Genomic DNA, 24,655 nt, shown 5'->3' on the forward strand with positions numbered 1-24,655 from the left:
GCGGCCACACCTCCTGCCGAGGGCGACACGCCGGAGGGGCGGCCCGCCGCTCGCGGTCCGCCCCTCTCGGATGTGACGTTTCTGCTGATCTGTGCCGCGGTGTCAGCCCTCGTCGTGGGCCACCGCGCGCCGCGCGTCGGCGTCCAGCACACCCCAGCTGATCAGCTGCTCGGTGAGGACCGACGGCGACTGGTCGTAGATGACCGCCAGCGTGCGCAGGTCGTCCTGGCGGATCGACAGCACCTTGCCGTTGTAGTCACCGCGCTGGCTCTGGATGGTCGCCGCGTAACGCTGGAGCGGGCCCGCCTTCTCCTGCGGGACATGGGCGAGACGCTCCAGGTCCAGGACGAGCTTCGGCGGCGGCTCGGCCGCTCCGCCGGGCGTCGTCCCCGGCAGCAGCTCCTGCACCGGGACACCGTAGAAATCGGCCAGCTCGGCGAGGCGCTGCACGGTCACCGCGCGGTCGCCGCGCTCGTACGACCCCACCACCACTGCCTTCCAGCGGCCCTGTGACTTCTCCTCCACGCCGTGGAGGGAAAGGCCCTGCTGGGTGCGGATGGCGCGGAGCTTGGCCCCGAGCTGCTTTGCGTATTCGCTGGACATAAGGCTCCCCGGACGCTGGGACAATCTGCGGCTCCGCCGCGTGGCTGGTAACTCACTGTGAGGTTACGCAGCGTGACTTGGATGCGTCAAGCCGAATGGTCCGTACCCGCCCCTCCACACGTCCGGAAAAGCGCGCCGGACCTGGTAATGTCGACGGCGCAAATCCGACGTCCTTTAACGTCCGTCCCGTGAGGCGGAGAAGGAGGTCCGTTTCCCATGGACACGCACAGCTCCGATGCCGCCCGCCCCGTGCTGGAGGCACCCGACATCGCACGGGCCCTGACCCGTATCGCCCACGAGATCGTCGAACGCGCCAAGGGCGCCGACGACGTGGTCCTGCTCGGCATCCCCACCCGTGGCGTCTTCCTGGCCCGGCGGCTTGCCGACAAGCTCGAAGAGATCACCGGCGGCAAGATCCCGGTCGGCTCCCTCGACATCACGATGTACCGCGACGACCTGCGCATGCGGCCCGCCCGCGCGCTGGCCCGCACCGACATCCCGGCCGACGGCGTCGACGGACGACTCGTCGTCCTCGTGGACGACGTGCTCTTCTCCGGCCGCACGATCCGCGCCGCCCTCGACGCGCTGGGCGACATCGGCCGGCCCCGCGCGGTGCAGCTCGCCGTCCTCGTCGACCGCGGCCACCGCGAACTGCCCATCCGCGCCGACTACGTGGGCAAGAACCTCCCCACCTCGCTGCGCGAGACGGTCAAGGTCCAGCTCGCCGAGGAGGACGGCCGCGACACCGTACTGCTGGGCCTGCGCCGCCCCGACCCGGCCGACGAGCGGTAGCGGCCCGCCCGTCCACCGCGGACCCGCACAACGGCCCGCGCCCCGGCGCGCCCTGACGCCGCCGTGCCCGCCGGGGAGACCCGGAACCCGGAACCACCTCCACACAACGGAGCACACCCGATGCTGCGCCTCCCAGGGGCAAGCCCCCGAACCCCCGGCCATCTCGTCTCCGCCGCCGACCTCACCCGCGACGACGCCGTACTGATCCTCGACACCGCCGAGGAGATGGCGAGGGTCGCCGACCGGCCCATCAAGAAGCTGCCGACGCTGCGCGGCCGTACCGTCGTCAACCTCTTCTTCGAGGACTCGACCCGCACGCGGATCTCCTTCGAGGCCGCCGCCAAGCGGCTCTCCGCCGACGTCATCAACTTCTCGGCCAAGGGCTCGTCGGTCTCCAAAGGAGAGTCGCTGAAGGACACCGCGCTCACGCTGGAGGCGATGGGCGCCGACGCCGTCGTCATCCGGCACGGCTCCTCCGGCGCCCCTTACCGGCTCGCCAACTCCGGCTGGATCGACGGCGCCGTCATCAACGCGGGCGACGGCACGCACGAACATCCCACCCAGGCCCTCCTTGACGCCTTCACGATGCGCCGCAGGCTGGTCGGCGCCGACGCGGGCATCGGACGGGACCTCGAAGGCCGCCGCATCACGATCGTCGGCGACATCCTGCACAGCCGGGTCGCCCGCTCGAACGTCCTGCTGCTGCACACCCTCGGCGCCGAGGTCACCCTCGTCGCCCCGCCGACCCTGCTGCCGATCGGCGTCGAGAAGTGGCCCTGCGAGGTCTCGTACGACCTGGACCGGGTGCTGCCCAAGTCCGACGCCGTGATGATGCTGCGGGTCCAGCGCGAGCGGATGAACGCCGCGTTCTTCCCGACCGAGCGCGAGTACTCACGGCGCTACGGACTCGACGGCGAGCGGATGGGACGGATGCCCGACAACTCGATCGTCATGCACCCCGGCCCGATGAACCGGGGCATGGAGATCACCGCCGAGGTCGCCGACTCCGACCGCTGCACGGCCGTCGAGCAGGTCGCCAACGGCGTCTCGACCCGGATGGCCGTCCTGTATCTGCTTCTTGGCGGCAACGAACCCGCCGTCACCCATTCCCGCCCCGCGTCCGCCACCGAGGAGAACAAGTAACCATGAGCAAGACCCTTATCCGTGGCGCCAGGATCCTCGGCGGCGAGGCCCGCGACGTCCTCGTCGACGGCACGGTGATCGAACGTGTGGACACCGGCATCGAGGCCGGCGACGCCACCGTCGTGGCGGCCGAGGGCCAGATCCTGCTGCCCGGCCTCGTCGACCTGCACACACATCTGCGCGAGCCCGGCCGCGAGGACTCAGAGACCGTCCTCACCGGCACCAGGGCGGCGGCGGTCGGCGGCTTCACCGCCGTCCACGCCATGGCCAACACCTTCCCCGTCGCCGACACCGCCGGTGTGGTCGAGCAGGTCTGGCGGCTCGGCCGGGAGTCCGGCTACTGCGACGTACAGCCCGTCGGCGCCGTCACCGTCGGCCTGGAGGGCAAGCAGCTCGCCGAGCTGGGCGCCATGCACGACTCGGCCGCCGGGGTGCGGGTCTTCTCCGACGACGGCAAGTGCGTGGACGACGCGGTGATCATGCGCCGGGCGCTGGAGTACGTGAAGGCGTTCGACGGCGTCGTCGCCCAGCACGCCCAGGAGCCCCGGCTCACCGAGGGCGCCCAGATGAACGAGGGCATCGTCTCCGCCGAACTCGGTCTCGGCGGCTGGCCCGCCGTCGCCGAGGAGTCGATCATCGCCCGCGACGTGCTGCTGGCCGCCCACGTCGGCTCCCGCGTGCACATCTGCCACCTCTCCACCGCCGGTTCGGTCGAGATCGTCCGCTGGGCCAAGTCGAAGGGCTGGAACGTCACCGCCGAGGTCACACCGCACCATCTGCTGCTGACGGACGAGCTGGTACGCACCTACAACCCCGTCTACAAGGTGAACCCGCCGCTGCGCACCGAGGCCGACGTCCTGGCGCTGCGCGAGGCCCTCGCGGACGGCACGATCGACTGCGTCGCCACCGACCACGCCCCGCACCCGCACGAGGACAAGGACTGCGAATGGGCGGCGGCGGCCATGGGCATGGTCGGCCTGGAGACCGCGCTGTCCGTCGTCCAGCAGACGATGGTCGACACCGGTCTGATCGACTGGGCGGGCGTCGCCGACCGGATGTCGGTGCGGCCCGCGCAGATCGGCCGCCTCGCCGGTCACGGCCGTCCCGTCTCGGCAGGTGAGCCCGCCAACCTCACGCTCGTCGATCCCGCTTACCGTGGAGAGGTGGACCCCGCGGGCTTCGCCTCCCGCAGCCGTAACACCCCCTACCAGGGCCGTGAGCTGCCGGGACGCGTCACCCACACCTTCCTGCGGGGCCGTGCCACGGTCGTCGACGGGAATCTGGCGTGAGCGCTGCACTGATCAATCTGGCCGCCGAACAGAAATCGGCGGAGGTGACCGACTGGGCCGCCCGCATCGGCTGGGTGGTGGGCCTGCTCGTGTTCATCGCGTTCGTCTACTGGCTGATGCGGCAGGGCTGGAAGTGGCGCGGAAGCCTCCAGTCCGACCTGCCGGAACTGCCGGCGGTCCCGGAGGCGCCCGTCGCCGACGGGGACGTGAGACTGCGGCTCAGCGGCAGGTACCACGGCTCCACGAGCGCGGGCCAGTGGCTGGACCGGATCGTCGCCCACGGCCTCGGGGTCCGCAGCCGGGCCGAACTCACGCTCACCGACGCGGGCGTGGCGGTCGTACGGCCCGGGGCCACCGACTTCTTCGTGCCGGCGGGCCGGCTGCGCGCAGCGCGGCTCGACAAGGGCATCGCCGGGAAGGTCCTCGCCGAGGGCGGACTGCTGGTCCTCACCTGGCAGCACGGCGACCGGCTGCTCGACTCCGGCTTCCGCTCCGACCGGGCGGCGGAGCACGCCGCCTGGGTCGACGCGGTCAACCTCATGAACCAGTCGCCCACCACGCCCGGCGCGCCGGCCCCCGAGGCGCCGGCCACGGACGCGCCGGCCACCGCGGGCGACGACGCACCAGTCACGGACGCACCAGTCACGACGGAAGGCACCGCACGATGACCCTCTCCACCCGGGGAGCCGGCAAGGCTCCCGCCGTACTCGTCCTGGAGGACGGCCGCAGCTTCCGCGGCCGTGCCTACGGGGCCGTGGGGGAGACCTTCGGCGAGGCGGTGTTCTCCACCGGCATGACCGGCTACCAGGAAACCCTCACCGACCCCTCCTACCACCGCCAGGTCGTCGTCATGACGGCCCCGCACATCGGCAACACCGGCGTCAACGACGAGGACGACGAGTCCGGCCGGATCTGGGTCGCGGGCTATGTCGTACGCGACCCCGCCCGCGTCCCCTCCAACTGGCGCTCCCGGCGCTCCCTCGACGAGGAACTGCTGCGCCAGGGCGTCGTCGGCATCAGCGGCGTCGACACCCGCGCCCTCACCCGCCATCTGCGCGAGCGCGGCGCGATGCGCGTCGGCATCTTCTCCGGCGACGCGCTCGCCGGGGGCGTCCTGGACGACGACGCGGCGCTGACCGCACGCGTGCGGGAGGCGCCCCCGATGAAGGGCGCGAACCTCTCCGCGGAGGTCGCCACCACCGAGACCTATGTCGTCCCGGCCGTCGGCACCAAGCGGTTCACCGTCGCCGCCATCGACCTCGGCATCAAGGGCATGACCCCGCGGCGGATGGCCGAGCGCGGCATCGAGGTGCACGTCCTGCCCGCCACCGCCACCGTCGAGGACGTGTACGCGGTCGGACCGGACGGCGTGTTCCTCTCCAACGGCCCCGGCGACCCCGCCACCGCCGACCTCACCGTCGTCAAGTGCGTGCTGGAGCGCGGCACACCGCTCTTCGGCATCTGCTTCGGCAACCAACTCCTCGGCCGCGCCCTGGGCTTCGGCACCTACAAGCTCAAGTACGGCCACCGCGGCATCAACCAGCCCGTGCAGGACCGTTCGACGGGCAAGGTCGAAGTCACCGCGCACAACCACGGGTTCGCCGTCGACGCCCCGCTCGACCGGATCTCCGACACCCCCTACGGACGCGCCGAGGTCTCCCACGTCTGTCTCAACGACGACGTCGTCGAGGGGCTCAGGCTCCTCGACCGGCCGGTCTTCAGCGTCCAGTACCACCCCGAGGCGGCCGCCGGCCCGCACGACGCCGCGTACCTCTTCGACCGCTTCACATCCCTGATGGAGGGCCAGCGTGCCTAAGCGCTCCGATATCCGGTCCGTCCTGGTCATCGGCTCGGGCCCGATCGTCATCGGTCAGGCCGCCGAGTTCGACTACTCCGGAACCCAGGCCTGCCGCGTACTCAAGGCCGAGGGCCTGCGCGTCATCCTCGTCAACTCCAACCCCGCGACGATCATGACCGACCCGGAGATCGCCGACGCCACGTACGTCGAGCCGATCACCCCCGAGTTCGTCGAGAAGATCATCGCCAAGGAGCGCCCCGACGCGCTGCTGCCCACCCTCGGCGGCCAGACCGCGCTGAACACCGCGATCTCCATGCACGCGGGCGGCGTCCTGGAGAAGTACGGCGTCGAGCTGATCGGCGCCAACGTCGAGGCCATCAACAAGGGCGAGGACCGCGACCTCTTCAAGGGCGTCGTCGAAGCCGTCAACGCCAAGATCGGCCACGGCGAGTCCGCCCGCTCCGTCATCTGCCACTCGATGGACGACGTCCTGGCCGGCGTCGGGCAACTGGGCGGCTACCCCGTCGTCGTACGCCCCTCCTTCACCATGGGCGGCGCCGGCTCCGGCTTCGCCCACGACGAGGACGAGCTGCGCCGCATCGCCGGACAGGGCCTGATGCTCTCGCCGACCACCGAGGTGCTCCTGGAGGAGTCCATCCTCGGCTGGAAGGAGTACGAACTGGAGCTGATGCGCGACAGGAACGACAACGTCGTGGTCGTCTGCTCCATCGAGAACTTCGACCCGATGGGCGTCCACACCGGCGACTCCATCACCGTCGCGCCCGCGATGACCCTCACCGACCGCGAGTACCAGCGGCTGCGTGACATCGGCATCGCGATCATCCGCGAGGTCGGCGTCGACACCGGCGGCTGCAACATCCAGTTCGCCGTCGACCCCGTCGACGGCCGGATCATCGTCATCGAGATGAACCCCCGGGTCTCGCGCTCCTCCGCGCTCGCATCCAAGGCCACCGGCTTCCCCATCGCCAAGATCGCCGCGCGCCTCGCCGTCGGATACACGCTGGACGAGATCCCCAACGACATCACCGAGAAGACCCCGGCGTCGTTCGAACCGACCCTCGACTACGTCGTGGTGAAGGTCCCGCGCTTCGCCTTCGAGAAGTTCCCCGCCGCCGACGCCACCCTCACCACCACCATGAAGTCGGTGGGCGAGGCGATGGCCATCGGCCGCAACTTCACCGAGTCGCTCCAGAAGGCGCTGCGCTCGCTGGAGAAGAAGGGCAGCCAGTTCGACTTCACCGGCGACCCCGGAGACCTCGGTACCAAGGCCGAGCTGCTGGAGCTGGCGAAGGTCCCCACCGACGGCCGGATCAACACCGTCATGCGGGCGATCCGCGCCGGGGCCACCCAGGAGGAGGTCTTCGACGCGACGAGGATCGACCCGTGGTTCGTCGACCAGCTCTTCCTGATCAAGGAGTACGCGGACGAGCTGGCCGCCGCCGACCGCCTCGACCCCGAACTCCTCGCCGCGGCCAAGAGGCACGGCTTCTCCGACGCGCAGATCGCCGGCATCCGCGGGCTGCGCGAGGACGTCGTACGCGAGGTACGGCACGCGCTCGGCGTCCGCCCCGTCTACAAGACGGTCGACACCTGCGCCGCCGAATTCGCCGCCAGGACCCCGTACTTCTACTCCTCCTACGACGAGGAGAGCGAGGTCGCGCCGCGCGAGAAGCCCGCCGTGATCATCCTCGGCTCCGGCCCCAACCGCATCGGACAGGGCATCGAGTTCGACTACTCCTGTGTGCACGCTTCCTTCGCGCTGAGCGACGCCGGGTACGAGACCGTGATGGTCAACTGCAACCCGGAGACCGTCTCCACCGACTACGACACCTCCGACCGGCTCTACTTCGAGCCGCTCACCCTGGAGGACGTCCTGGAGATCGTCCACGCGGAGACCCTGGCCGGGCCCGTCGCGGGCGTCGTCGTCCAGCTCGGCGGCCAGACCCCCCTCGGGCTCGCGCAGGCCCTCAAGGACAACGGCGTACCCGTCGTCGGCACCTCCCCGGAGGCGATCCACGCCGCCGAGGACCGCGGCGCCTTCGGCCGCGTCCTCGCCGAGGCCGGCCTGCCCGCGCCCAAGCACGGCACGGCCACCACCTTCGGCGAGGCCAAGGCCATCGCCGACGAGATCGGCTACCCCGTGCTGGTCCGGCCCTCGTACGTCCTGGGCGGCCGCGGCATGGAGATCGTGTACGACGAGGCCCGGCTCTCCGCGTACATCGCCGAGTCCACCGAGATCAGCCCCACCCGGCCCGTCCTGGTGGACCGCTTCCTCGACGACGCCATCGAGATCGACGTGGACGCGCTCTACGACGGCACGGAGCTGTACCTCGGCGGTGTCATGGAGCACATCGAGGAGGCCGGCATCCACTCCGGCGACTCGGCGTGCGCCCTGCCGCCGATCACTCTCGGCGGCTTCGACATCAAGCGGCTGCGCGCCTCCACCGAGGCCATCGCGCGCGGCGTCGGTGTCCGCGGTCTGATCAACATCCAGTTCGCGCTGGCCGGGGACATCCTCTACGTCCTGGAGGCCAACCCGCGCGCCTCGCGCACGGTGCCCTTCACCTCCAAGGCCACCGCCGTGCCCCTGGCCAAGGCCGCCGCCCGGATCTCCCTGGGCGCGACGATCGCCGGCCTCCGTACGGAGGGTCTGCTGCCCGCCCGCGGCGACGGCGGCACCCTGCCCATGGACGCGCCGATCTCCGTCAAGGAGGCCGTCATGCCGTGGTCGCGCTTCCGCGACATCCACGGACGCGGCGTCGACACCGTCCTCGGCCCGGAGATGCGCTCCACCGGCGAGGTCATGGGCATCGACTCCGTCTTCGGCACGGCGTACGCCAAGTCGCAGGCGGGGGCGTACGGCCCGCTTCCCACCAAGGGCCGCGCCTTCATCTCCGTCGCCAACCGCGACAAGCGCTCCATGATCTTCCCGGCGCGCGAACTGGTCGCACACGGCTTCGAACTGCTCGCCACCTCCGGCACCGCCGAGGTCCTGCGCCGCAACGGCATCAACGCCACGGTCGTGCGCAAGCAGTTCGAGGGCACCGGCCCGAACGGCGAGCGGACCATCGTCCAGCTCATCCACGACGGCGAGGTGGATCTCATCGTCAACACGCCGTACGGCACCGGCGGCCGGCTCGACGGCTACGAGATCCGCACCGCGGCCGTGGCGCGCGGCGTCCCGTGCCTGACGACGGTGCAGGCCCTCGCGGCCGCCGTCCAGGGCATCGACGCCCTCAACCACGGCGGAGCCGGCGTGCGTTCGCTCCAGGAACACGCCGAGCACCTCGTCGCCGCGCGCGAAGAGTAGGAGAGCCTGCTGCCATGTACCGACTCCTCTTCCGGCTCCTCTTCCGCCGCATGGACCCCGAGCAGGCCCACCTGCTGGCCTTCCGCTGGATCCGGCTCGTCGTCCGCGTCCCGGTGCTGCGCACCTTCGTCGCCGCCGCGCTCGCCCCTCGTTACGAGGCGCTGCGCACCGAGGCGTTCGGGCTGCGGATGCACGGCCCCTTCGGTCTCGCCGCCGGCTTCGACAAGAACGCCGTCGCCGTCGACGGCATGTCGATGCTCGGCTTCGACCATGTCGAGATCGGCACGGTCACCGGGCAGCCGCAGCCGGGCAACCCCCCGCGGCGGCTGTTCCGGCTGCCCGCCGACCGGGCGCTGATCAACCGCATGGGCTTCAACAATGACGGATCGGCCACCGTCGCCCTGCGTCTGGCCACCCGCCGCGAGATCTTCCGTACGACGGTCGGCGTCAACATCGGCAAGACCAAGGCCGTACCGGACGACGCGGCGATCGCCGACTACGTGACGTCGACCGAGCGCCTGGCCGCCCACGCCGACTACCTCGTCGTCAACGTCTCGTCCCCGAACACCCCCGGCCTGCGGAACCTCCAGGCCGTCGACCAGCTGCGCCCGCTCCTGACGGCCGTGCGCGAGGCCGCCGACCGGGTCGTACCGGAGCGGCGCGTCCCGCTCCTGGTCAAGATCGCCCCCGACCTCGCCGACGACGACATCGACGCCGTCGCCGACCTGGCCGTGGAGCTGGGTCTGGACGGCATCATCGCCACCAACACCACGGTCGGGCGGCACGGCCTCGGCCTGAAGACCGCCCCGTCCCTGCTCGCCGAGACCGGCGGACTGTCCGGGGCGCCCCTGAAGGCGCGCTCGCTGGAGGTCCTGAGGCGGCTCTACGCGCGCGTGGGCGACCGGATCACCCTGGTCGGCGTGGGCGGCGTCGAGAACGCCGAGGACGCCTGGCAGCGCATCCTGGCGGGCGCGACGCTCGTCCAGGGCTACAGCGCCTTCATCTACCAGGGCCCGCTCTGGAGCCGGGGCATCCACAAGGGGCTCGCCGCCCGGCTGGCCACCAGCCCGTACGCCACCCTCGCCGAGGCCGTCGGCGCCGACACCAGGAAGGTGCACGCGTGAACGACGCCACCGACACCGCCGCGTCCGTGGACGCCGGCCCGGAGCGCGAGCCCTTCGGGGCCCGCCTGCGGCGCGCCATGGACACCAGGGGCCCGCTCTGCGTGGGCATCGACCCGCACGCCTCGCTGCTGCACGACTGGGGCCTGAGCGACGACGTCGCGGGCCTGACGGCCTTCACCCGCACCGTCGTCGAGGCACTGGCCGACCGCGTCGCCGTACTGAAGCCGCAGTCGGCGTTCTTCGAGCGGTTCGGCTCCCGCGGTGTCGCCGTCCTGGAGGAGGCGGTCGCCGGGGCGCGGGCCGCCGGCGCGCTCGTCCTGATGGACGCCAAGCGCGGCGACATCGGCTCCACCATGGGCGCGTACGCCGCCACGTACCTCGACAAGGACAGCCCGCTCTTCTCCGACGCCCTCACGGTCTCGCCCTACCTCGGCTTCGGCTCGCTGCGCCCCGCGCTGGACGCCGCGCGCGTCAGCGGCTCCGGCCTCTTCGTGCTGGCGCTCACCTCCAACCCGGAGGGCGCCGAGGTCCAGCGGGCCACCACCGGGGGCGGTGCCTCGGTGGCGCAGACGGTGCTCGACCACGCCGCCGCCGAGAACGCCGGTGTGACACCGCTCGGTTCGGTCGGCGCGGTCGTCGGGGCGACCATCGGTGAGGCCGGGGTCGATCTCGCGATCAACGGGCCGCTGCTCGCCCCCGGCATCGGGGCGCAGGGCGCCACACCCGCGGACCTCCCCGGGGTGTTCGGCGCGGCGGTCCGCGACGTGGTGCCGAGTGTGAGCCGGGGGGTACTCCGGCACGGTCCGGATGTTTACGCCCTGCGTGCGGCGGCGGAGCGGTTCAACGACGACGTCCGGGCGGCCGTCGAGGGTGCTCGGGGAGCGCACTGACGCGGTTCGAACGCGGATCCTGACAGAAAAGCGGGTTGTTTTGCCGGAAATGTCCTGGTCGAGCGATGCTGACCAGGACTTTTCGGCTGTTCTCGCTGACGAGAGCGGTCTGCACCGCTAGTCTCCGTCGAGAGTCAACGCGCGGAAGCTTCGCTCGTTGCTCGCCTGGTGTGGGACGAACCCGTTCCGCACCGGTCCGTATCCGACAGTTCGACATCCGAGGTGACGTAGGCGTGGCTCTTCCGCCCCTTACCCCTGAACAGCGCACAGCCGCGCTCGCAAAGGCCGCCGCGGCTCGCCGGGAGCGGGCCGAGGTCAAGAATCGACTCAAGCACTCCGGCGCCTCCCTCCACGAGGTCATCAAGCAGGGTCAGGAGAACGACGTCATCGGCAAGATGAAGGTCTCCGCCCTCCTCGAATCCCTGCCCGGCGTGGGCAAGGTGCGCGCCAAGCAGATCATGGAGCGACTCGGCATCTCCGAAAGCCGCCGTGTCCGGGGTCTCGGCTCCAACCAGATCGCGTCGCTTGAACGCGAGTTCGGCGGCAGTCCCGCCTGACGTTCCCGGGCACCCCCGGGAACCTGGATAATCGCTGCATGGCACCAGAGGTTCATCCGCGGCTGACCGTGCTCTCCGGCCCTTCGGGCGTCGGCAAGAGCACGGTCGTCGCGCATATGCGCAAGGTTCACCCCGAGGTATGGCTCTCGGTGTCGGCCACCACCAGAAAGCCGCGCCCCGGCGAGCGCCACGGCGTCCAGTACTTCTTCGTCACCGACGAGGAGTTCGACAAACTGGTCGCCAACGGCGAGCTGCTGGAGTGGGCCGAGTTCGCCGGCAACCGCTACGGCACACCGCGCCACGCGGTGCAGACGCGCCTGGAGGCGGGCGAGCCCGTACTCCTGGAGATCGACCTCCAGGGCGCGCGGCAGGTCAAGGACTCCATGCCGGACTCGCAGCTGGTCTTCCTGGCGCCGCCGAGCTGGGACGAGCTGGTCCGCCGGCTGACCGGCCGGGGCACCGAGTCGCCCGAGGTGATCGAGCGACGGCTGGTGGCCGCGAGGGTGGAGCTGGCCGCCGAGTCGGAGTTCGACATCAGCCTGGTGAACACCTCCGTCGAGGACGTGGCGCGCGAGCTGCTAGCCTTGATGGCAGTTGTCTGACCCCTGTCTGCTTTCGCGCAGCCGTCGGCAGCACCTGGTTTTCCCTGTATTTCCCTGTTTTTTCTTCGGAAGGCAAGAGAGTGTCCTCTTCCATTTCCACGCCCGAGGGCATCATCAACCCGCCGATCGACGAGCTGCTCGAGGCCACCGACTCGAAGTACAGCCTCGTGATCTACGCGGCCAAGCGGGCGCGCCAGATCAACGCGTACTACTCGCAGCTCGGCGAGGGCCTGCTCGAGTACGTCGGTCCGCTGGTGGACACGCACGTCCACGAGAAGCCGCTCTCGATCGCCCTGCGTGAGATCAACGCGGGTCTGCTGACGTCCGAGGCCATCGACGGCCCGGCGCAGTAGCGGCGACCATTCCTCTCACCACGGGCCCGGCGGCGCGACTGCCGGGCCCGTGGTGTGTCATGGGGGAGACGAATCCGTCCGAATGCGGGGAGACACGGTGGACCAGGCGGGCCTGACGGAGCGGACGGAACAGCCGGGGCGGACGGGCGGCGGGCCCCGGGTCGTCCTCGGGGTGAGCGGCGGGATCGCCGCGTACAAGGCGTGCGAGCTGCTGCGCCGCCTGACCGAGTCGGGCCATGACGTACGGGTCGTGCCGACCGCGTCCGCCCTGCACTTCGTCGGAGCCGCGACCTGGTCCGCGCTCTCCGGCCACCCCGTCTCCACGGAGGTCTGGTCGGACGTCCACGAGGTGCCCCACGTACGCATCGGGCAGTCCGCCGACCTCGTCGTCGTCGCCCCCGCCACCGCCGACCTGCTGGCCAAGGCCGCGCAGGGCCTGGCCGACGACCTGCTGACCAACACGCTCCTCACCGCGCGCTGCCCGGTGGTCTTCGCGCCGGCCATGCACACCGAGATGTGGGAGCACCCCGCGACCCGGGCGAACGTCGCGACCCTGCGCGAGCGCGGAGCGGTCGTCGTCGGGCCCGCCGTCGGCCGCCTCACCGGCGTCGACACCGGCAAGGGGCGGCTGCCCGACCCCGACGCGATCTTCGAGGTCTGCCGCCGCCTGCTGGCCCGCGGCGTGAGGGCGCCCGACCTGGCGGGACGCCATGTCGTCGTCTCCGCCGGCGGGACGCGCGAGCCGCTCGACCCCGTGCGTTTCCTCGGCAACCGCTCCTCGGGGAAGCAGGGGTACGCCCTGGCCCGAACGGCGGCGGCCCGCGGCGCCCGCGTCACCCTCATCGAGGCGAACACCGGGCTGCCGGACCCGGCGGGCGTCGACGTCGTACGCGTCGGAACCGCCGTACAACTGCGTGAGGCGGTACTGAAATCAGCCGCGGACGCCGACGCCGTGGTCATGGCGGCCGCCGTGGCCGATTTCCGCCCGGCCTCCTACGCCGACGGCAAGATCAAGAAGAAGGACGGCGAGGAGCCCGCGCCGATCGTGCTCGTCCGCAACCCCGACATCCTCGCGGAGATCGGCGCCGAGCGCGCCAGGCCCGGACAGGTGATCGTCGGCTTCGCCGCCGAGACGGACGACGTCCTCGCCAACGGCCGGGCGAAGCTGCGCCGCAAGGGCTGCGACCTGCTGGTCGTCAACGAGGTGGGGGAGCGCAAGACCTTCGGCGCCGAGGAGAACGAAGCGGTGATCCTCGCGGCGGACGGCGGTGAGACACCCGTTCCGTACGGTCCCAAGGAGGCGCTCGCCGACACCGTCTGGGACCTCGTCGTACCGGCGCTCGGGGCCGTGTAGACGAACGGGACGTTAATTCTTCGTTCGCCCGTCCAGGTGTGTGAAAACGGCCCAAACCCAATGTTTGGGGTGGGGATAGGGGGTGATCGTCGTATCGCAGGACGGAGCGACGACCCCTAACTCGCCTCCCACTGGCCGAGACACCTGGACCTTTCGTGGCGTCTGCCGGATAAACTGGCCCCGGAACGTCGCGGGGCGCAGCTCCCCGTCCGTTCCGCCAAGGATCTAGCCAGCAGCCGCTGCAACCCCAGGGAGCGATGTGTCGCGCCGTCTGTTCACTTCGGAGTCTGTGACCGAAGGTCACCCTGACAAGATCGCTGACCAGATCAGCGACACCATTCTCGACGCGCTCCTGAGGGAGGACCCCACCTCGCGGGTGGCCGTCGAGACCCTGATCACGACCGGTCTGGTCCATGTGGCCGGTGAGGTCACCACCAAGGCCTACGCGCCCATCGCGAAGCTGGTCCGGGACAAGATCCTGGAGATCGGCTACGACTCGTCGAAGAAGGGCTTCGACGGCGCCTCCTGCGGCGTCTCGGTCTCCATCGGCGCCCAGTCGCCCGACATCGCCCAGGGTGTCGACACCGCCTACGAGAAGCGGGTCGAGGGAGAGGGCGACGAGCTGGACAAGCAGGGCGCCGGCGACCAGGGTCTGATGTTCGGCTACGCCTGCGACGAGACGCCCGAGCTGATGCCGCTCCCGATCCACCTCGCCCACCGGCTCTCGCGCCGGCTCTCCGAGGTCCGGAAGAACGGCACCATCCCCTACCTGCGCCCCGACGGCAAGACGCAGGTCACCATCGAGTACGACGGCGACAAGGCCGTCCGCCTCGACACGGTCGTCGTCTCCTCGCAGCACGCCTCGGACATCGACCTGGACTCGCTCCTGGCACCCGACATCCGCGAGTTCGTCGTCGAGCACGTGATCAAGCAGCTCCTCGAGGACGGCATCAAGCTGGACACCGAGGGCTACCGTCTGCTGGTCAACCCGACCGGACGCTTCGAGATCGGCGGGCCCATGGGCGACGCCGGCCTCACCGGCCGCAAGATCATCATCGACACCTACGGCGGCATGGCCCGCCACGGCGGCGGCGCCTTCTCCGGCAAGGACCCGTCCAAGGTCGACCGCTCGGCGGCGTACGCCATGCGCTGGGTCGCCAAGAACGTCGTCGCCGCGGGCCTCGCCTCGCGCTGCGAGGTCCAGGTCGCGTACGCGATCGGCAAGGCCGAGCCGGTGGGCCTGTTCGTCGAGACCTTCGGCACGGCCTCCGTCGACATCGAGAAGATCGAACAGGCCATCGCCACGGTCTTCGACCTCCGCCCGGCCGCGATCATCCGCGACCTGGACCTGCTCCGCCCGATCTACGCCCAGACGGCGGCCTACGGGCACTTCGGCCGCGACGAGCCGGACTTCACCTGGGAGCGCACCGACCGCGTGGACGCGCTGCGCGAGGCGGCGGGTCTGTAAGGACTTCCGCGTACGACAGCGGCGACGGGCCCCGGACACCGATGGTGTCGGGGCCCGTCGGCGTATCACCGCGGGGGCCGGGAGCGGTCGGCTCCGGCCCGTCCGCGGGCGGTCCGCGGGTGTCGGTGCCGTCTGGTAAGAATTTGGCTGTGAGCAGCGACGACGAGGAGCCGGAGGAGTCCGCCGGGGGCGGTGGGCCGGAGCAGCTCGCGTTCATCCGGGAGACCGTGCGGGCCGCCAAGGTGCCCCGGGCCAAGCCCCGGACCTGGCGGGGGGCGCCGCTGGCCGCGGAGCTGCCGGTGGCGCGCGTCGTGGTGAACAAGGGGGTGCTCCACCTCGACCAGTTCTTCGACTACGCCGTGCCCGAGGAGCTCGACGAGGCGGCGCAGCCGGGCGTCCGGGTGCGGGTGCGCTTCGGGGCCGGGGCCCACCAGGTCCGGGGCGGGCGCCGGGAGGGCGGGCGGCTGATCGACGGCTTCGTCGTGGAGCGCCGTGCCGAGTCGGACTACAACGGACCGCTCGCCGCGCTCGCCGGTGTGGTGTCGCCCGAGCCGGTGCTCGGCCCCGAGCTGCTGGGGCTGGCGCGGGCCGTCGCCGACCGGTACGCGGGCAGCCTCGCCGACGTCCTGCAACTGGCGGTGCCACCGAGGAACGCGCGCGCGGAGGCGAGAGCCTCCCCCGACCCGCTGCCCGCGCCCGGCCGACCCGGGACGGGCACCTGGGAGCGGTACGCCAAGGGCGCGGCGTTCCTGGACGCGCTCGCCGACGGCGGCTCCCCGCGAGCCGTGTGGACCGCGCTGCCCGGACCCCACTGGGCGCAGGAGCTGGCGCGGGCCGTCGCGGCGACGCTCGCCTCGGATCGCGGGGCGCTCGTCGTCGTCCCGGACGGTCGGGCCGCGGCGCGCGTCGACACCGCGCTCACGGCCCTGCTCGGCGAGGGCCACCACGCGCTGCTCACCGCCGAGGCGGGCCCGCAGAAGCGGTACGGCCAGTGGCTCGCCGTCCGGCGAGGCTCGGTGCGCGCCGTCGTGGGGACCCGCGCGGCCATGTTCGCTCCCGTGCGGGCTCTCGGACTCGTCGCCATCTGGGACGACGGCGACTCCAGCCACAGCGAACCCCACGCACCGCTGCCGCACGCCCGCGAGGTGCTGCTGCTGCGCGCCGCGCACGACAGGTGCGCCTTCCTGCTGGGCGGTACGGGCTGCACCGTCGAGGCGGCCCAACTGGTCGAGACCGGCTGGGCGTTGCCGATGACGGCGGACCGGGAACGCTTCCGTACGGCCGCGCCGCTGATCCGGACCGTGGGGGACGGGGAGCTGGCGCGTGACGAGGCCGCCCGCGCGGCCCGGCTGCCCAGCCTCGCCTGGCAGACCGTCCGGGAAGGGCTCAGGACCGGCCCGGTCCTGGTGCAGGTGCCCCGGCGCGGCTATGTTCCCCGGCTCGGCTGCGAGCGCTGCCGTGCGCCCGCCCGCTGCCGGCACTGCGCCGGGCCCCTGGAGGCGCCCGAACAGCGGGAGTTGCACTGCGGGTGGTGCGGACGCGGCGAGCCCGCCTGGCGTTGCGCCGAGTGCGGCGGCACGCGGCTGCGCGCCAGCGTCGTGGGCGCGCGGCGTACGGCCGAGGAGCTCGGCAGGGCGTTCCCGGCCGTCCCCGTGCGGACGTCGGGCCGTGACCACGTCCTCGACTCGGTGACCGGCCGGCCCGCGCTGGTGGTGAGCACGCCCGGCGCCGAGCCCGTCGCCGAGGGCGGCTACGCGGCGGCGCTGCTCCTCGACGGCTGGGCGATGCTCGGCCGGCCCGATCTGAGAGCGGGGGAGGAGGCGCTGCGGCGCTGGCTGCACGCCGCTTCGCTGGTCCGGGGGCAGGCCGACGGCGGCGCGGTCGTGATCGTGGCCGAGCCGACGCTGCGGCCCGTCCAGGCGCTCGTGCGCTGGGACCCCGTCGGCCACGCACAGCGCGAGCTGGCGGAGCGGGCGGAGCTGGGCTTTCCGCCGGTGTCGCGGATGGCGGCGGTGACCGGCCGGCCCGACGCGGTGGCCGCGTTCCTGGCCGCCGCCGAACTGCCGCCAGACGCCGAGGTGCTGGGTCCCGTCCCGCTGCCGGTCACGGACTCGGCCCGGCCCCGCAGGACCGGCGATCCGCCGCCGGGCGAGGTGTGGGAGCGCGCGCTGCTGCGCGTGCCGCCGGGCAGCGGAGCGGCGCTGGCGACGGCCCTGAAGTCGGCCCAGGCGGGCCGGCTGGCACGGGGCGGCGGTGACCCGGTGCGCATCCGGATCGATCCCCCCGACATCGGCTGACGAACGATCCCTCCCCGGCAGCGGCCGACGCGGCGTCGGCCGGCCCCTGCGGCGGGGCTCGCCACCGGTGGGCGGGCCGCCTCGGCGGCCGCCCCTTCCGTGTGAGCGGACGACGGCCCGGTCAGCCGTTGCGCGGGCCCGGGAGCGCCCCGGGGCGCGCCTCCTCGCGGTGCGGCTGCGGGGCCACCGGCGGCTGCGGCGGCATCGAGCGGGCCGCCGGTACCGCCGGGACGCCCTGCGGGGGGCCCGGAGGCCGGGGCTGCGGCGCGGGGTCCGCGGGGCGGTCGCCCTCGGCGAGCGCCGCCTGCTGGGCCGCGCGTCTCGTACCGTAACGGCGGTGCACCGCCTGCTTGGTGACACCGAGCGCCGAGCCGACCGCGTCCCACGAGAAGCCGAGCGAGCGATCGAAGTCCACGGCCGCCGTCACCAGACTCTCGACACTGTCCCGCAGCTCCTGAGCGAGACGGACGGTCGGGGCTGGTGCCCGGCCGTAGACGACGAAGCCCGTCGAAGGGCCCGAACGACGCGGGCGGTAGACGTTGCCCAACTGGGCTGTCAGGGTGCGCAGTGCGTCCACCTGCCGGCGGACGCGCTCGATGTCCCGCACCAACAGGTGCAGGTTTGCCCGGGCTTGTGCGTCGTGGGTTGCGTGGTCGGCCATGAACAAGCCTCTCGAACCGGCGTTGTAACGGATCGAGCCGCACGGGCGGCCCGTTTGAGGTCAATCTCCCTTGACAACGCGCCACCCGCCGATGTGGTCACGCTGCGGGGGCGTAAGCGCATATGCCTGGGGCGCGCGGGCTCCCGTACGCCCCCTGCCGTCCCGGCTCCCGGACGGCCCATAGACTGGTGCGCTGTCCGCCGCCGGCCGCACGGGTGCCCGCCGCCCGCCCGCCGACGGCCGACCGGAAGCCGCACGAGAGAGCGAGGAAGTCCCGCAGTGAAGCTCGTCTTCGCAGGCACCCCCGAGGTCGCCGTACCAGCCCTGGACGCACTGATCGCCTCCGACCGGCACGAGGTCGCCGCCGTCGTCACCCGCCCCGACGCACCCGCCGGCCGGGGCCGCCGGCTCGTCGCCAGCCCCGTCGCGCAGCGCGCCGAGGAGGAGGGCATCGAGATCCTCCGGCCCGCCAGGCCCCGCGACGAGGACTTCCTGGCCCGGCTGCGCGAGATCGCCCCCGACTGCTGCCCCGTCGTCGCCTACGGCGCGCTGCTGCCCCGCGTCGCCCTCGACGTCCCGGCCAACGGCTGGGTGAACCTGCACTTCTCGCTGCTCCCCGCGTGGCGCGGCGCCGCGCCCGTGCAGCACGCGGTGATCGCCGGTGACCAGACGACCGGAGCGGCCACCTTCCTCATCGAGGAGGGGCTCGACTCGGGACCCGTCTACGGTGTGATCACGGAGGACGTACGGCCCACCGACACCAGCGGTGACCTGCTGACCCGGCTCGCGTTCGCCGGTGCCGGACTGCTCGCCGCGACCATGGACGGCATCGAGGACGGCACGCTCAAGGCCGTGCCGCAGCCCGCCGAAGGCGTCTCGCTGGCGCCCAAGCTCACGGTCGAGGACGCGCGGGTCGACTGGGCGGCGCCCGCGCTGCGCGTCGACCGGGTCGTACGCGGCTGCACCCCCGCTCCCGGCGCCTGGACCGTCTTCCGCGGCGAACGCCTCAAGCTGATCCAGGTCGCGCCGACGCCCGAGCGCACCGACCTCGCGCCCGGGGAGCCGACCGTCGGCAAGAACTCCGTGCACGTCGGCACCGGCTCGTACGCCGTCGAACTGCTCTGGGTCCAGCCGCAGGGCAAGAAGCCCATGCGCGCCGCCGACTGGGCCCGCGGTGTGCGGATCGCCCCCGTCGAGCGGCTCGGCGCGGCCGGGGGGCCCGCGGACGTACGCTGAGGAGGTCCGACCGCCACGCGCGGCACCACCTCACCTCCCGCGCGGCACCTTTCCGGACCACCTTTCCTCACCGCGGAGCACCTTTGAACGAGCAGGCACGTCGTCGTCCCGCCAAGACCCACCGCCGTCCCAAGAAGGATCCCGTGCGGATCCTCGCCTTCGAGGCGCTGCGGGCCGTCGACGAACGCGCCGCCTACGCCAACCTCGTCCTCCCGCCCCTCCTGAAGAAGGCCAGGGAGGCGGGCGACTTCGACAACCGCGACGCGGCGCTCGCGACCGAACTGGTCTACGGCACGCTCCGCCGCCAGGGCACGTACGACGCGATCATCTCGGCCTGCATCGACCGCCCGCTGCGCCAGGTCGACCCGCCGGTGCTCGACGTACTGGCCCTCGGCGCCCACCAGTTGCTCGGTACCCGCATCCCCACGCACGCCGCCGTGTCGGCGAGTGTCGAGCTGGCCCGCGTCGTGCTCGGCGACGGACGCGCCAAGTTCGTCAACGCCGTGCTGCGGAAGATCTCCCGGGACGACCTCGACACCTGGGTGGAGCGGGTCGCGCCGCCGTACGACGAGGACGCCGAGGACCATCTCGCCGTCGTCCACTCGCACCCCCGCTGGATCGTCTCCGCGCTCTGGGACGCGCTCGGGGGCGGCCGGGGCGGTATCGAGGACCTCCTCGAAGCTGACAACGAACGCCCGGAGGTGACGCTCGTCGCGCGCCCCGGACGCGTCTCGGCCGACGCGCTCCTCGACACACTGGGCGAGGAGTCCGCACTGCCGGGACGCTGGTCCCCGTACGCGGTCCGGCTCACCGAGGGCGGCGAACCGGGCGCCGTCGACGCCGTACGCGAGGGCCGGGCCGGAGTCCAGGACGAGGGCAGCCAGCTCGTCGCCGTGGCGCTCGCCAACGCGCCGCTGGAGGGCACCGACAGCCGGTGGCTCGACGGCTGCGCGGGCCCCGGCGGCAAGGCGGCGCTGCTGGCCGCGCTGGCCGCCGAGCGGGGCGCGCGGCTGCTCGCCTCCGAGAAGCAGCCGCACCGGGCACGCCTGGTCGAGCGCGCGCTGACGGGCAACCCGGGCCCGTACCAGGTGATCACCGCCGACGGCACCCGCCCGCCGTGGCGGCCCGGCGTCTTCGACCGCGTGCTGGTCGACGTCCCGTGCACCGGACTCGGCGCCCTGCGCCGCCGCCCGGAGGCCCGCTGGCGCCGCCGTCCCGAGGACCTGGAGGGCTTCGCCCCGCTCCAGCGCTCCCTGCTGCGCGAGGCGCTGAGGGCCGTGCGGGTGGGCGGGGTGGTCGGCTACGCCACGTGCTCCCCGCACCCGGCCGAGACGCGCGCCGTGGTGGAGGACGTGCTCAAGGGCAGGGGCGGCCCGGCCGCCGGGGCGGAGTGGGTCGACGCCCGCCCGCTGATGCCCGGTGTGGCGGCGCTGGGGGACGGTCCCGACGTCCAGCTGTGGCCGCACGTCCACGGCACGGACGCGATGTATCTGGCGCTGCTGCGCCGCACCGCCTGAGCTGACCGGCGGGCCGCTCTCGAACCCCTGTCGCATCGGCGCAAGGCGAAGATCCGAGCCCTCGGATGGGCGAGAGGCCGGCCGGAATCCTGCAAGAGTGAGACGTCGTCGGTGCAGCGGTCGGAGTGGTCGCGGGGGTGCCGTCACATGCCGATGAGGTCTCTTGTAGGAGTTGCGATCGTGGCGAATGAGCGCCTGGTGACGTGGATCTGCCATCCGGACGATTTTCTGCCGGAGTACGTGGACAAGATCACCGAGCAGATGACCGAGCGCTGGGCGGAGCCCTGCTCGCGGCACGGATTCGCCTTCCGTTTCATCAGCGCGAACGAGCTCGTGCCCGCGTGCGACGAGCGTCCCCGGCTGTGGCACGACGGGGTGGATCTGCTCGGCACGCGGCAGGCGTACATCGTGGACGACGTGAGCGGTGACCCGCAGGCCACGCACTTCCTGCGGGGCATCTACCGGGCCATCGACGCCAGTGACTCCGTCCTGCTGAACCGCTCGCTCGTCGGGCCGGAGTGCCTGGAGCGCGACAAGCTGGCGATCCTGGCCCGTGCGTCGACGCTCGGCGTGCGGGTGCCGAAGACGGTGGCGCTGCCCTTCGGGCGGTACGCGCGCAAGGGCCTCGACGTCGTCCGCGAGGAGATCGGCGAGGGGCCGTACATCCTCAAGGCGCGCGAGATGGGCATCGGCTTCGGCGTGCTGAAGCTGGACAGCTACGAGCAGTTGCGGGCCGCCGTCGACATCGCGTCCCAGACCGGGCAGAGCTACATCGTGCAGGAGTATCTGCCCAACAAGGGTGATCTGCGGGTGGCGATGGTCGACGGGAAGTTCGCCGCGAGCATGCTGCGCAGTCCGGCGGAGGGCGCGTATCTCGCCAACATCACCCAGGGCGGCAGTTCGAGCGCCAACCCGGACGTGGCGGCCGTCCTCGGGGACGTGGAGCGGATCGTCGCGGATCTCCAGGCCGGATATCTCTGTGTCGACTGGCTGCTGACCGACGACGGGCCGGTGCTCGGCGAGTGGGGCACCGCCATGGCGGAGTTCTCCTCGATGCCCGAGCCCGCCCGGTCGCAGCTCGCCGACGCGTTCTTCCCGTGGGTCGCCCGGCTGCTGTCCGAGTCCGCCCCGGCGCACCGCGCATGACGGGAACGGTTACGGAGACGGCGGCGCCGAAGACGGGCTGGCATCCCCGGGCCGTGGGGGCGGGGCTGGGTTTCACCCTGCTGTCCAACTTCGGTCTGGCGATGGTGCTCACGCTGCTTCCGGTGGCGGTCCTGCACGGCGGGCGGATCGCGCCGTCCGTCTTCTCCTTCGCGCTGTCCGTCCATGTCGGCTCGGCCCTGGTCGGCGCGCTGGTCACACCGATCGCGTTCAGCCGGGTCCATCCGGCCTGGGTCCTGACGATCGCCTCGTCGCTGAAGGCCGCCGGATTCGTCACCGTCGCCGTGAGCACCTCGGCCCCGGCGCTGTATCTCTTCGCGGTGCTTGCCGGTCTCGGCGTGGGCATCTCACGCCCGGCGGTGCGTTCCCTGCTGGTGGCCGCGGCGACCGACGACCGCCGCAGCCAGGTCTTCCAGGTCTTCTTCATCCTGCTGAACACCGCCTATGTGCTGGCGCCGCTCGCGGCCGGGCCGGTCGGGCGGGGCGGGGTTCCCGCGCTGCTGGCCCTGGCCGCCGTCGAGACGACGATCGGAATCACCGTCGGGCTCCTCGCCCGGGGGCTCGACTTCGCGCTGCCGCCCCGGGGCGCCAACGGGCTCCGCGGCCGGCTCACCGTCCTGAGGACGCCCGCGGTGGCGGTGGTGCTCGGGTACACCTTCGCGATCTACTTCGCGATGGGGTTCCTCTACGCGATGATCCTGCTGTACGAGGTGGTCAACCCCGCCCAGGCGGAGCACCGGACGCTGTTCCTCAGCTTCCAGCCGCTGGCGATCATCGCCATCCAGCTGGCGCTGCTGCCGTTCTTCACCCGGCTGAAGCGCGGCGCGCTGTATCTGATCGTCGCGGTGGGCGGGGGCACGGGGCTCGTGCTCTCCTTCACCGGCAGCCTGACGCTCATCCTCGCGGGGCTGACGCTGTTCGCCGTCGCGGAGTGTCTGGCGTTCCCGAAGATCCAGGTGGAGGCGGCCGACACGGTGCCGCAGACACGGCTGACGGATGTCATCGCGCTCGTCAGCCTGGTCACGGCCATCGGTGAGATCTGCGGGAACATGGCGGCGGGAGTCGCGGTCAGCACCTCCGCGTCCTGGCTGCCGGAACCGGCCCACTTCGGTATGGGGGTGGGTGTGCTGGCCGGGCTGGTGCTGCTCGTGGGCGGTCTCGCCGTCACGCGCTACGTCATGCCCTCGGGCGCTGGCAAGGACTCGCCCGAGCCCACACCCGAGGTCTCGCCCGCTGGTACTCCCGGTGGTGCACCCGACGACTCGCCGGCCGCTCCGCCCGGCGCCTCGTCCGCCCGGGACGGCGACCGTTCCTGAGCGTGGGGCGCCGGTGCCTGGTCAGTTCTGACTGTCGATCAGCTTCCCCAGGAGATAGCCCGCGTGCATCCGGTTGCGGGCCCCGATCCGCGACATGATCTCCGAGATATGGCGCTGGCAGGTCCGCAGCGACATACCCATGCGGCGGGCGATCACCTTGTCCTCCAGCCCTTCCACCAGCAGCCGCGAGATGGAGAGCTGGATCTCCACGGAGGTGCTCTTGACCTGGCCCCGGTCGTAGGAGACGGGGAACGGCCTCGCCACCGGCCAGGCGCGTTCGAACGCCTGCACCGCGAAGTCCACGATGCTCCGGTCGCTGACGACCACGGCACCGTCCCGGTCGTACTGCGGCAGCACCGCGATCTCCCGGTCGAAGATGATCATCCGCATCAACGCGTCCCCGAGCATGCGCACTTCGACGCCCCGCTCCGTCACATGGCGGACGTAGTCCACCGTGACCTGGGAGAACTGGGCGGTGTACTGGTAGATGGTGCGCATGGTGATGCCCCGGCTCAGCACCGCCTCCGTCCGGTCGAGGGACTCGCGCAGTACGTCGGCGGGCCGGGCACCGCCCGGCTGGGAGGTGAGGATCTCGGTCCGTGCCCCCGCCGAGAGTTCGGTCAGGACCGCCCGTACGGCCGTGACCTCGGGCAGGATCTCGATCCGGGGGCGGCGCAGCCGCTCGGCGGGACTCCGCTCGTAGATCTTGGTGAGGGCGTCCAGCTCCGTCATCATCCTGATGATCTGCCGCTGGCCGCTCTCCAGCTGTCTGATGGCGGGGGCGATCACGCCGGCGCCGAGTGCCCGGGGCGATCCCGGTGTGTACGTGCCGTCCCCGGCCGAATCGATCAGATGTAACTCCGCGAGGCGGCCGACCAATTGCCGTGCCCTGTCGATTCCGATTTCCAGCGCCGCGGCGATCTGCTCGACCGACGCGTTCCCCGAACCGCAGAGGAATGCGTAGGCCGCGGTGATCTCCTCGTCGATCGGGAGCGGAGAATGATCAACATGGTGAGCTGGCATATTCACTGCACTACCTCATGTCCGAAGAATCCAGATTAATCCGTTCAGGCATTTTGGCGGGTTTTCGGCCCGTCGCATTCTCGCCTGGCGGCATTACGACGTGCATGCGCACTGGCGGCCCCCTCTCGGCGGGTGGC

Annotated in this window: 21 protein-coding genes; 18 read left to right on the forward strand and 3 right to left on the reverse strand. The window is 71.9% G+C overall.

Annotated features, from left to right (window positions below; genetic code table 11):
• Positions 1–102: 102 nt before the first annotated feature.
• A complete protein-coding gene (gene bldD, locus ACZ61E_RS17560) occupies positions 103–603 on the reverse strand; it encodes a transcriptional regulator BldD (protein WP_023542978.1) in 501 nt (166 codons plus the stop codon).
• 216 nt (positions 604–819) lie between these two features.
• Between bldD and pyrR the strand changes: the two genes are divergently transcribed.
• From pyrR to ACZ61E_RS17630, 14 genes are all read left to right on the forward strand, one after another.
• A complete protein-coding gene (gene pyrR, locus ACZ61E_RS17565) occupies positions 820–1,395 on the forward strand; it encodes a bifunctional pyr operon transcriptional regulator/uracil phosphoribosyltransferase PyrR (protein WP_469700508.1) in 576 nt (191 codons plus the stop codon).
• A 120-nt stretch (positions 1,396–1,515) separates the two neighbouring features.
• A complete protein-coding gene (locus ACZ61E_RS17570; protein ID WP_469700509.1) occupies positions 1,516–2,538 on the forward strand; it encodes an aspartate carbamoyltransferase catalytic subunit in 1,023 nt (340 codons plus the stop codon).
• Positions 2,539–2,540: 2 nt separating this feature from the next.
• Positions 2,541–3,827, forward strand: coding sequence for a dihydroorotase (locus ACZ61E_RS17575; RefSeq protein WP_469700510.1), 1,287 nt, complete (start codon positions 2,541–2,543; stop codon positions 3,825–3,827).
• 11 nt (positions 3,828–3,838) lie between these two features.
• Positions 3,839–4,495, forward strand: coding sequence for a PH-like domain-containing protein (locus ACZ61E_RS17580; protein ID WP_469700593.1), 657 nt, complete (start codon positions 3,839–3,841; stop codon positions 4,493–4,495).
• Positions 4,492–5,643 carry a glutamine-hydrolyzing carbamoyl-phosphate synthase small subunit gene (carA, locus tag ACZ61E_RS17585; RefSeq protein WP_469700511.1) on the forward strand — a complete coding sequence of 384 codons (1,152 nt, stop codon included), beginning with the start codon at positions 4,492–4,494 and terminating at the stop codon, positions 5,641–5,643. The genes ACZ61E_RS17580 and carA overlap by 4 nt, the downstream gene beginning before the upstream one ends.
• Positions 5,636–8,956, forward strand: coding sequence for a carbamoyl-phosphate synthase large subunit (carB, locus tag ACZ61E_RS17590; protein WP_469700512.1), 3,321 nt, complete (start codon positions 5,636–5,638; stop codon positions 8,954–8,956). The genes carA and carB overlap by 8 nt, the downstream gene beginning before the upstream one ends.
• 14 nt (positions 8,957–8,970) lie before the next feature.
• The gene (locus ACZ61E_RS17595) at positions 8,971–10,080 is read left to right on the forward strand and encodes a quinone-dependent dihydroorotate dehydrogenase (RefSeq protein ID WP_469700513.1); all 1,110 of its coding nucleotides are present in this window, start codon (positions 8,971–8,973) and stop codon (positions 10,078–10,080) included.
• Positions 10,077–10,970, forward strand: coding sequence for an orotidine-5'-phosphate decarboxylase (gene pyrF / locus ACZ61E_RS17600; protein WP_469700514.1), 894 nt, complete (start codon positions 10,077–10,079; stop codon positions 10,968–10,970). The genes ACZ61E_RS17595 and pyrF overlap by 4 nt, the downstream gene beginning before the upstream one ends.
• Positions 10,971–11,203: 233 nt before the next feature.
• The gene (locus tag ACZ61E_RS17605) at positions 11,204–11,527 is read left to right on the forward strand and encodes an integration host factor (RefSeq protein WP_469700515.1); all 324 of its coding nucleotides are present in this window, start codon (positions 11,204–11,206) and stop codon (positions 11,525–11,527) included.
• Positions 11,528–11,565: 38 nt separating this feature from the next.
• Positions 11,566–12,129 carry a guanylate kinase gene (gene gmk / locus ACZ61E_RS17610; RefSeq protein ID WP_469700516.1) on the forward strand — a complete coding sequence of 188 codons (564 nt, stop codon included), beginning with the start codon at positions 11,566–11,568 and terminating at the stop codon, positions 12,127–12,129.
• An 80-nt stretch (positions 12,130–12,209) separates the two neighbouring features.
• Entirely contained in the window at positions 12,210–12,482 is a 273-nt protein-coding gene (gene rpoZ, locus ACZ61E_RS17615; protein WP_023542989.1) for a DNA-directed RNA polymerase subunit omega, read from the forward strand.
• 82 nt (positions 12,483–12,564) lie between these two features.
• Positions 12,565–13,836 (forward strand): bifunctional phosphopantothenoylcysteine decarboxylase/phosphopantothenate--cysteine ligase CoaBC, encoded by a 1,272-nt coding sequence (coaBC, locus tag ACZ61E_RS17620; protein ID WP_469700517.1) that lies wholly within the window; start codon positions 12,565–12,567, stop codon positions 13,834–13,836.
• A 259-nt stretch (positions 13,837–14,095) separates the two neighbouring features.
• Positions 14,096–15,304, forward strand: a complete 1,209-nt coding sequence (gene metK, locus ACZ61E_RS17625; protein ID WP_469700518.1) for a methionine adenosyltransferase — start codon at positions 14,096–14,098, stop codon at positions 15,302–15,304.
• A gap of 149 nt (positions 15,305–15,453) precedes the next feature.
• Positions 15,454–17,601, forward strand: coding sequence for a primosomal protein N' (locus tag ACZ61E_RS17630; protein ID WP_469700519.1), 2,148 nt, complete (start codon positions 15,454–15,456; stop codon positions 17,599–17,601).
• Positions 17,602–17,722: 121 nt separating this feature from the next.
• Here ACZ61E_RS17630 and ACZ61E_RS17635 read toward each other — a convergent pair whose 3' ends face one another.
• Entirely contained in the window at positions 17,723–18,262 is a 540-nt protein-coding gene (locus tag ACZ61E_RS17635) for a hypothetical protein (RefSeq protein ID WP_469700520.1), read from the reverse strand.
• 279 nt (positions 18,263–18,541) lie between these two features.
• Here ACZ61E_RS17635 and fmt point away from each other — a divergent pair, with 279 nt between their 5' ends.
• The 4 genes from fmt to ACZ61E_RS17655 all read left to right on the forward strand — a co-directional run bounded on the left by fmt (position 18,542) and on the right by ACZ61E_RS17655 (position 23,495).
• Positions 18,542–19,498 carry a methionyl-tRNA formyltransferase gene (gene fmt / locus ACZ61E_RS17640; RefSeq protein ID WP_469700521.1) on the forward strand — a complete coding sequence of 319 codons (957 nt, stop codon included), beginning with the start codon at positions 18,542–18,544 and terminating at the stop codon, positions 19,496–19,498.
• A gap of 83 nt (positions 19,499–19,581) precedes the next feature.
• The gene (locus tag ACZ61E_RS17645) at positions 19,582–21,015 is read left to right on the forward strand and encodes an RsmB/NOP family class I SAM-dependent RNA methyltransferase (protein WP_469700522.1); all 1,434 of its coding nucleotides are present in this window, start codon (positions 19,582–19,584) and stop codon (positions 21,013–21,015) included.
• Between the two features lie 180 nt (positions 21,016–21,195).
• On the forward strand, positions 21,196–22,161 hold the full coding sequence (locus tag ACZ61E_RS17650) for an ATP-grasp domain-containing protein (protein WP_469700523.1): 966 nt from the start codon (positions 21,196–21,198) through the stop codon (positions 22,159–22,161).
• Positions 22,158–23,495, forward strand: a complete 1,338-nt coding sequence (locus ACZ61E_RS17655; protein ID WP_469700524.1) for an MFS transporter — start codon at positions 22,158–22,160, stop codon at positions 23,493–23,495. The genes ACZ61E_RS17650 and ACZ61E_RS17655 overlap by 4 nt, the downstream gene beginning before the upstream one ends.
• A 21-nt stretch (positions 23,496–23,516) precedes the next feature.
• Here ACZ61E_RS17655 and ACZ61E_RS17660 read toward each other — a convergent pair whose 3' ends face one another.
• Positions 23,517–24,518, reverse strand: a complete 1,002-nt coding sequence (locus ACZ61E_RS17660; RefSeq protein WP_469700525.1) for a LuxR C-terminal-related transcriptional regulator — start codon at positions 24,516–24,518, stop codon at positions 23,517–23,519.
• Positions 24,519–24,655 lie beyond the last annotated feature (137 nt).

It is taken from the genome of Streptomyces sp. NPDC104581 (assembly GCF_055583685.1).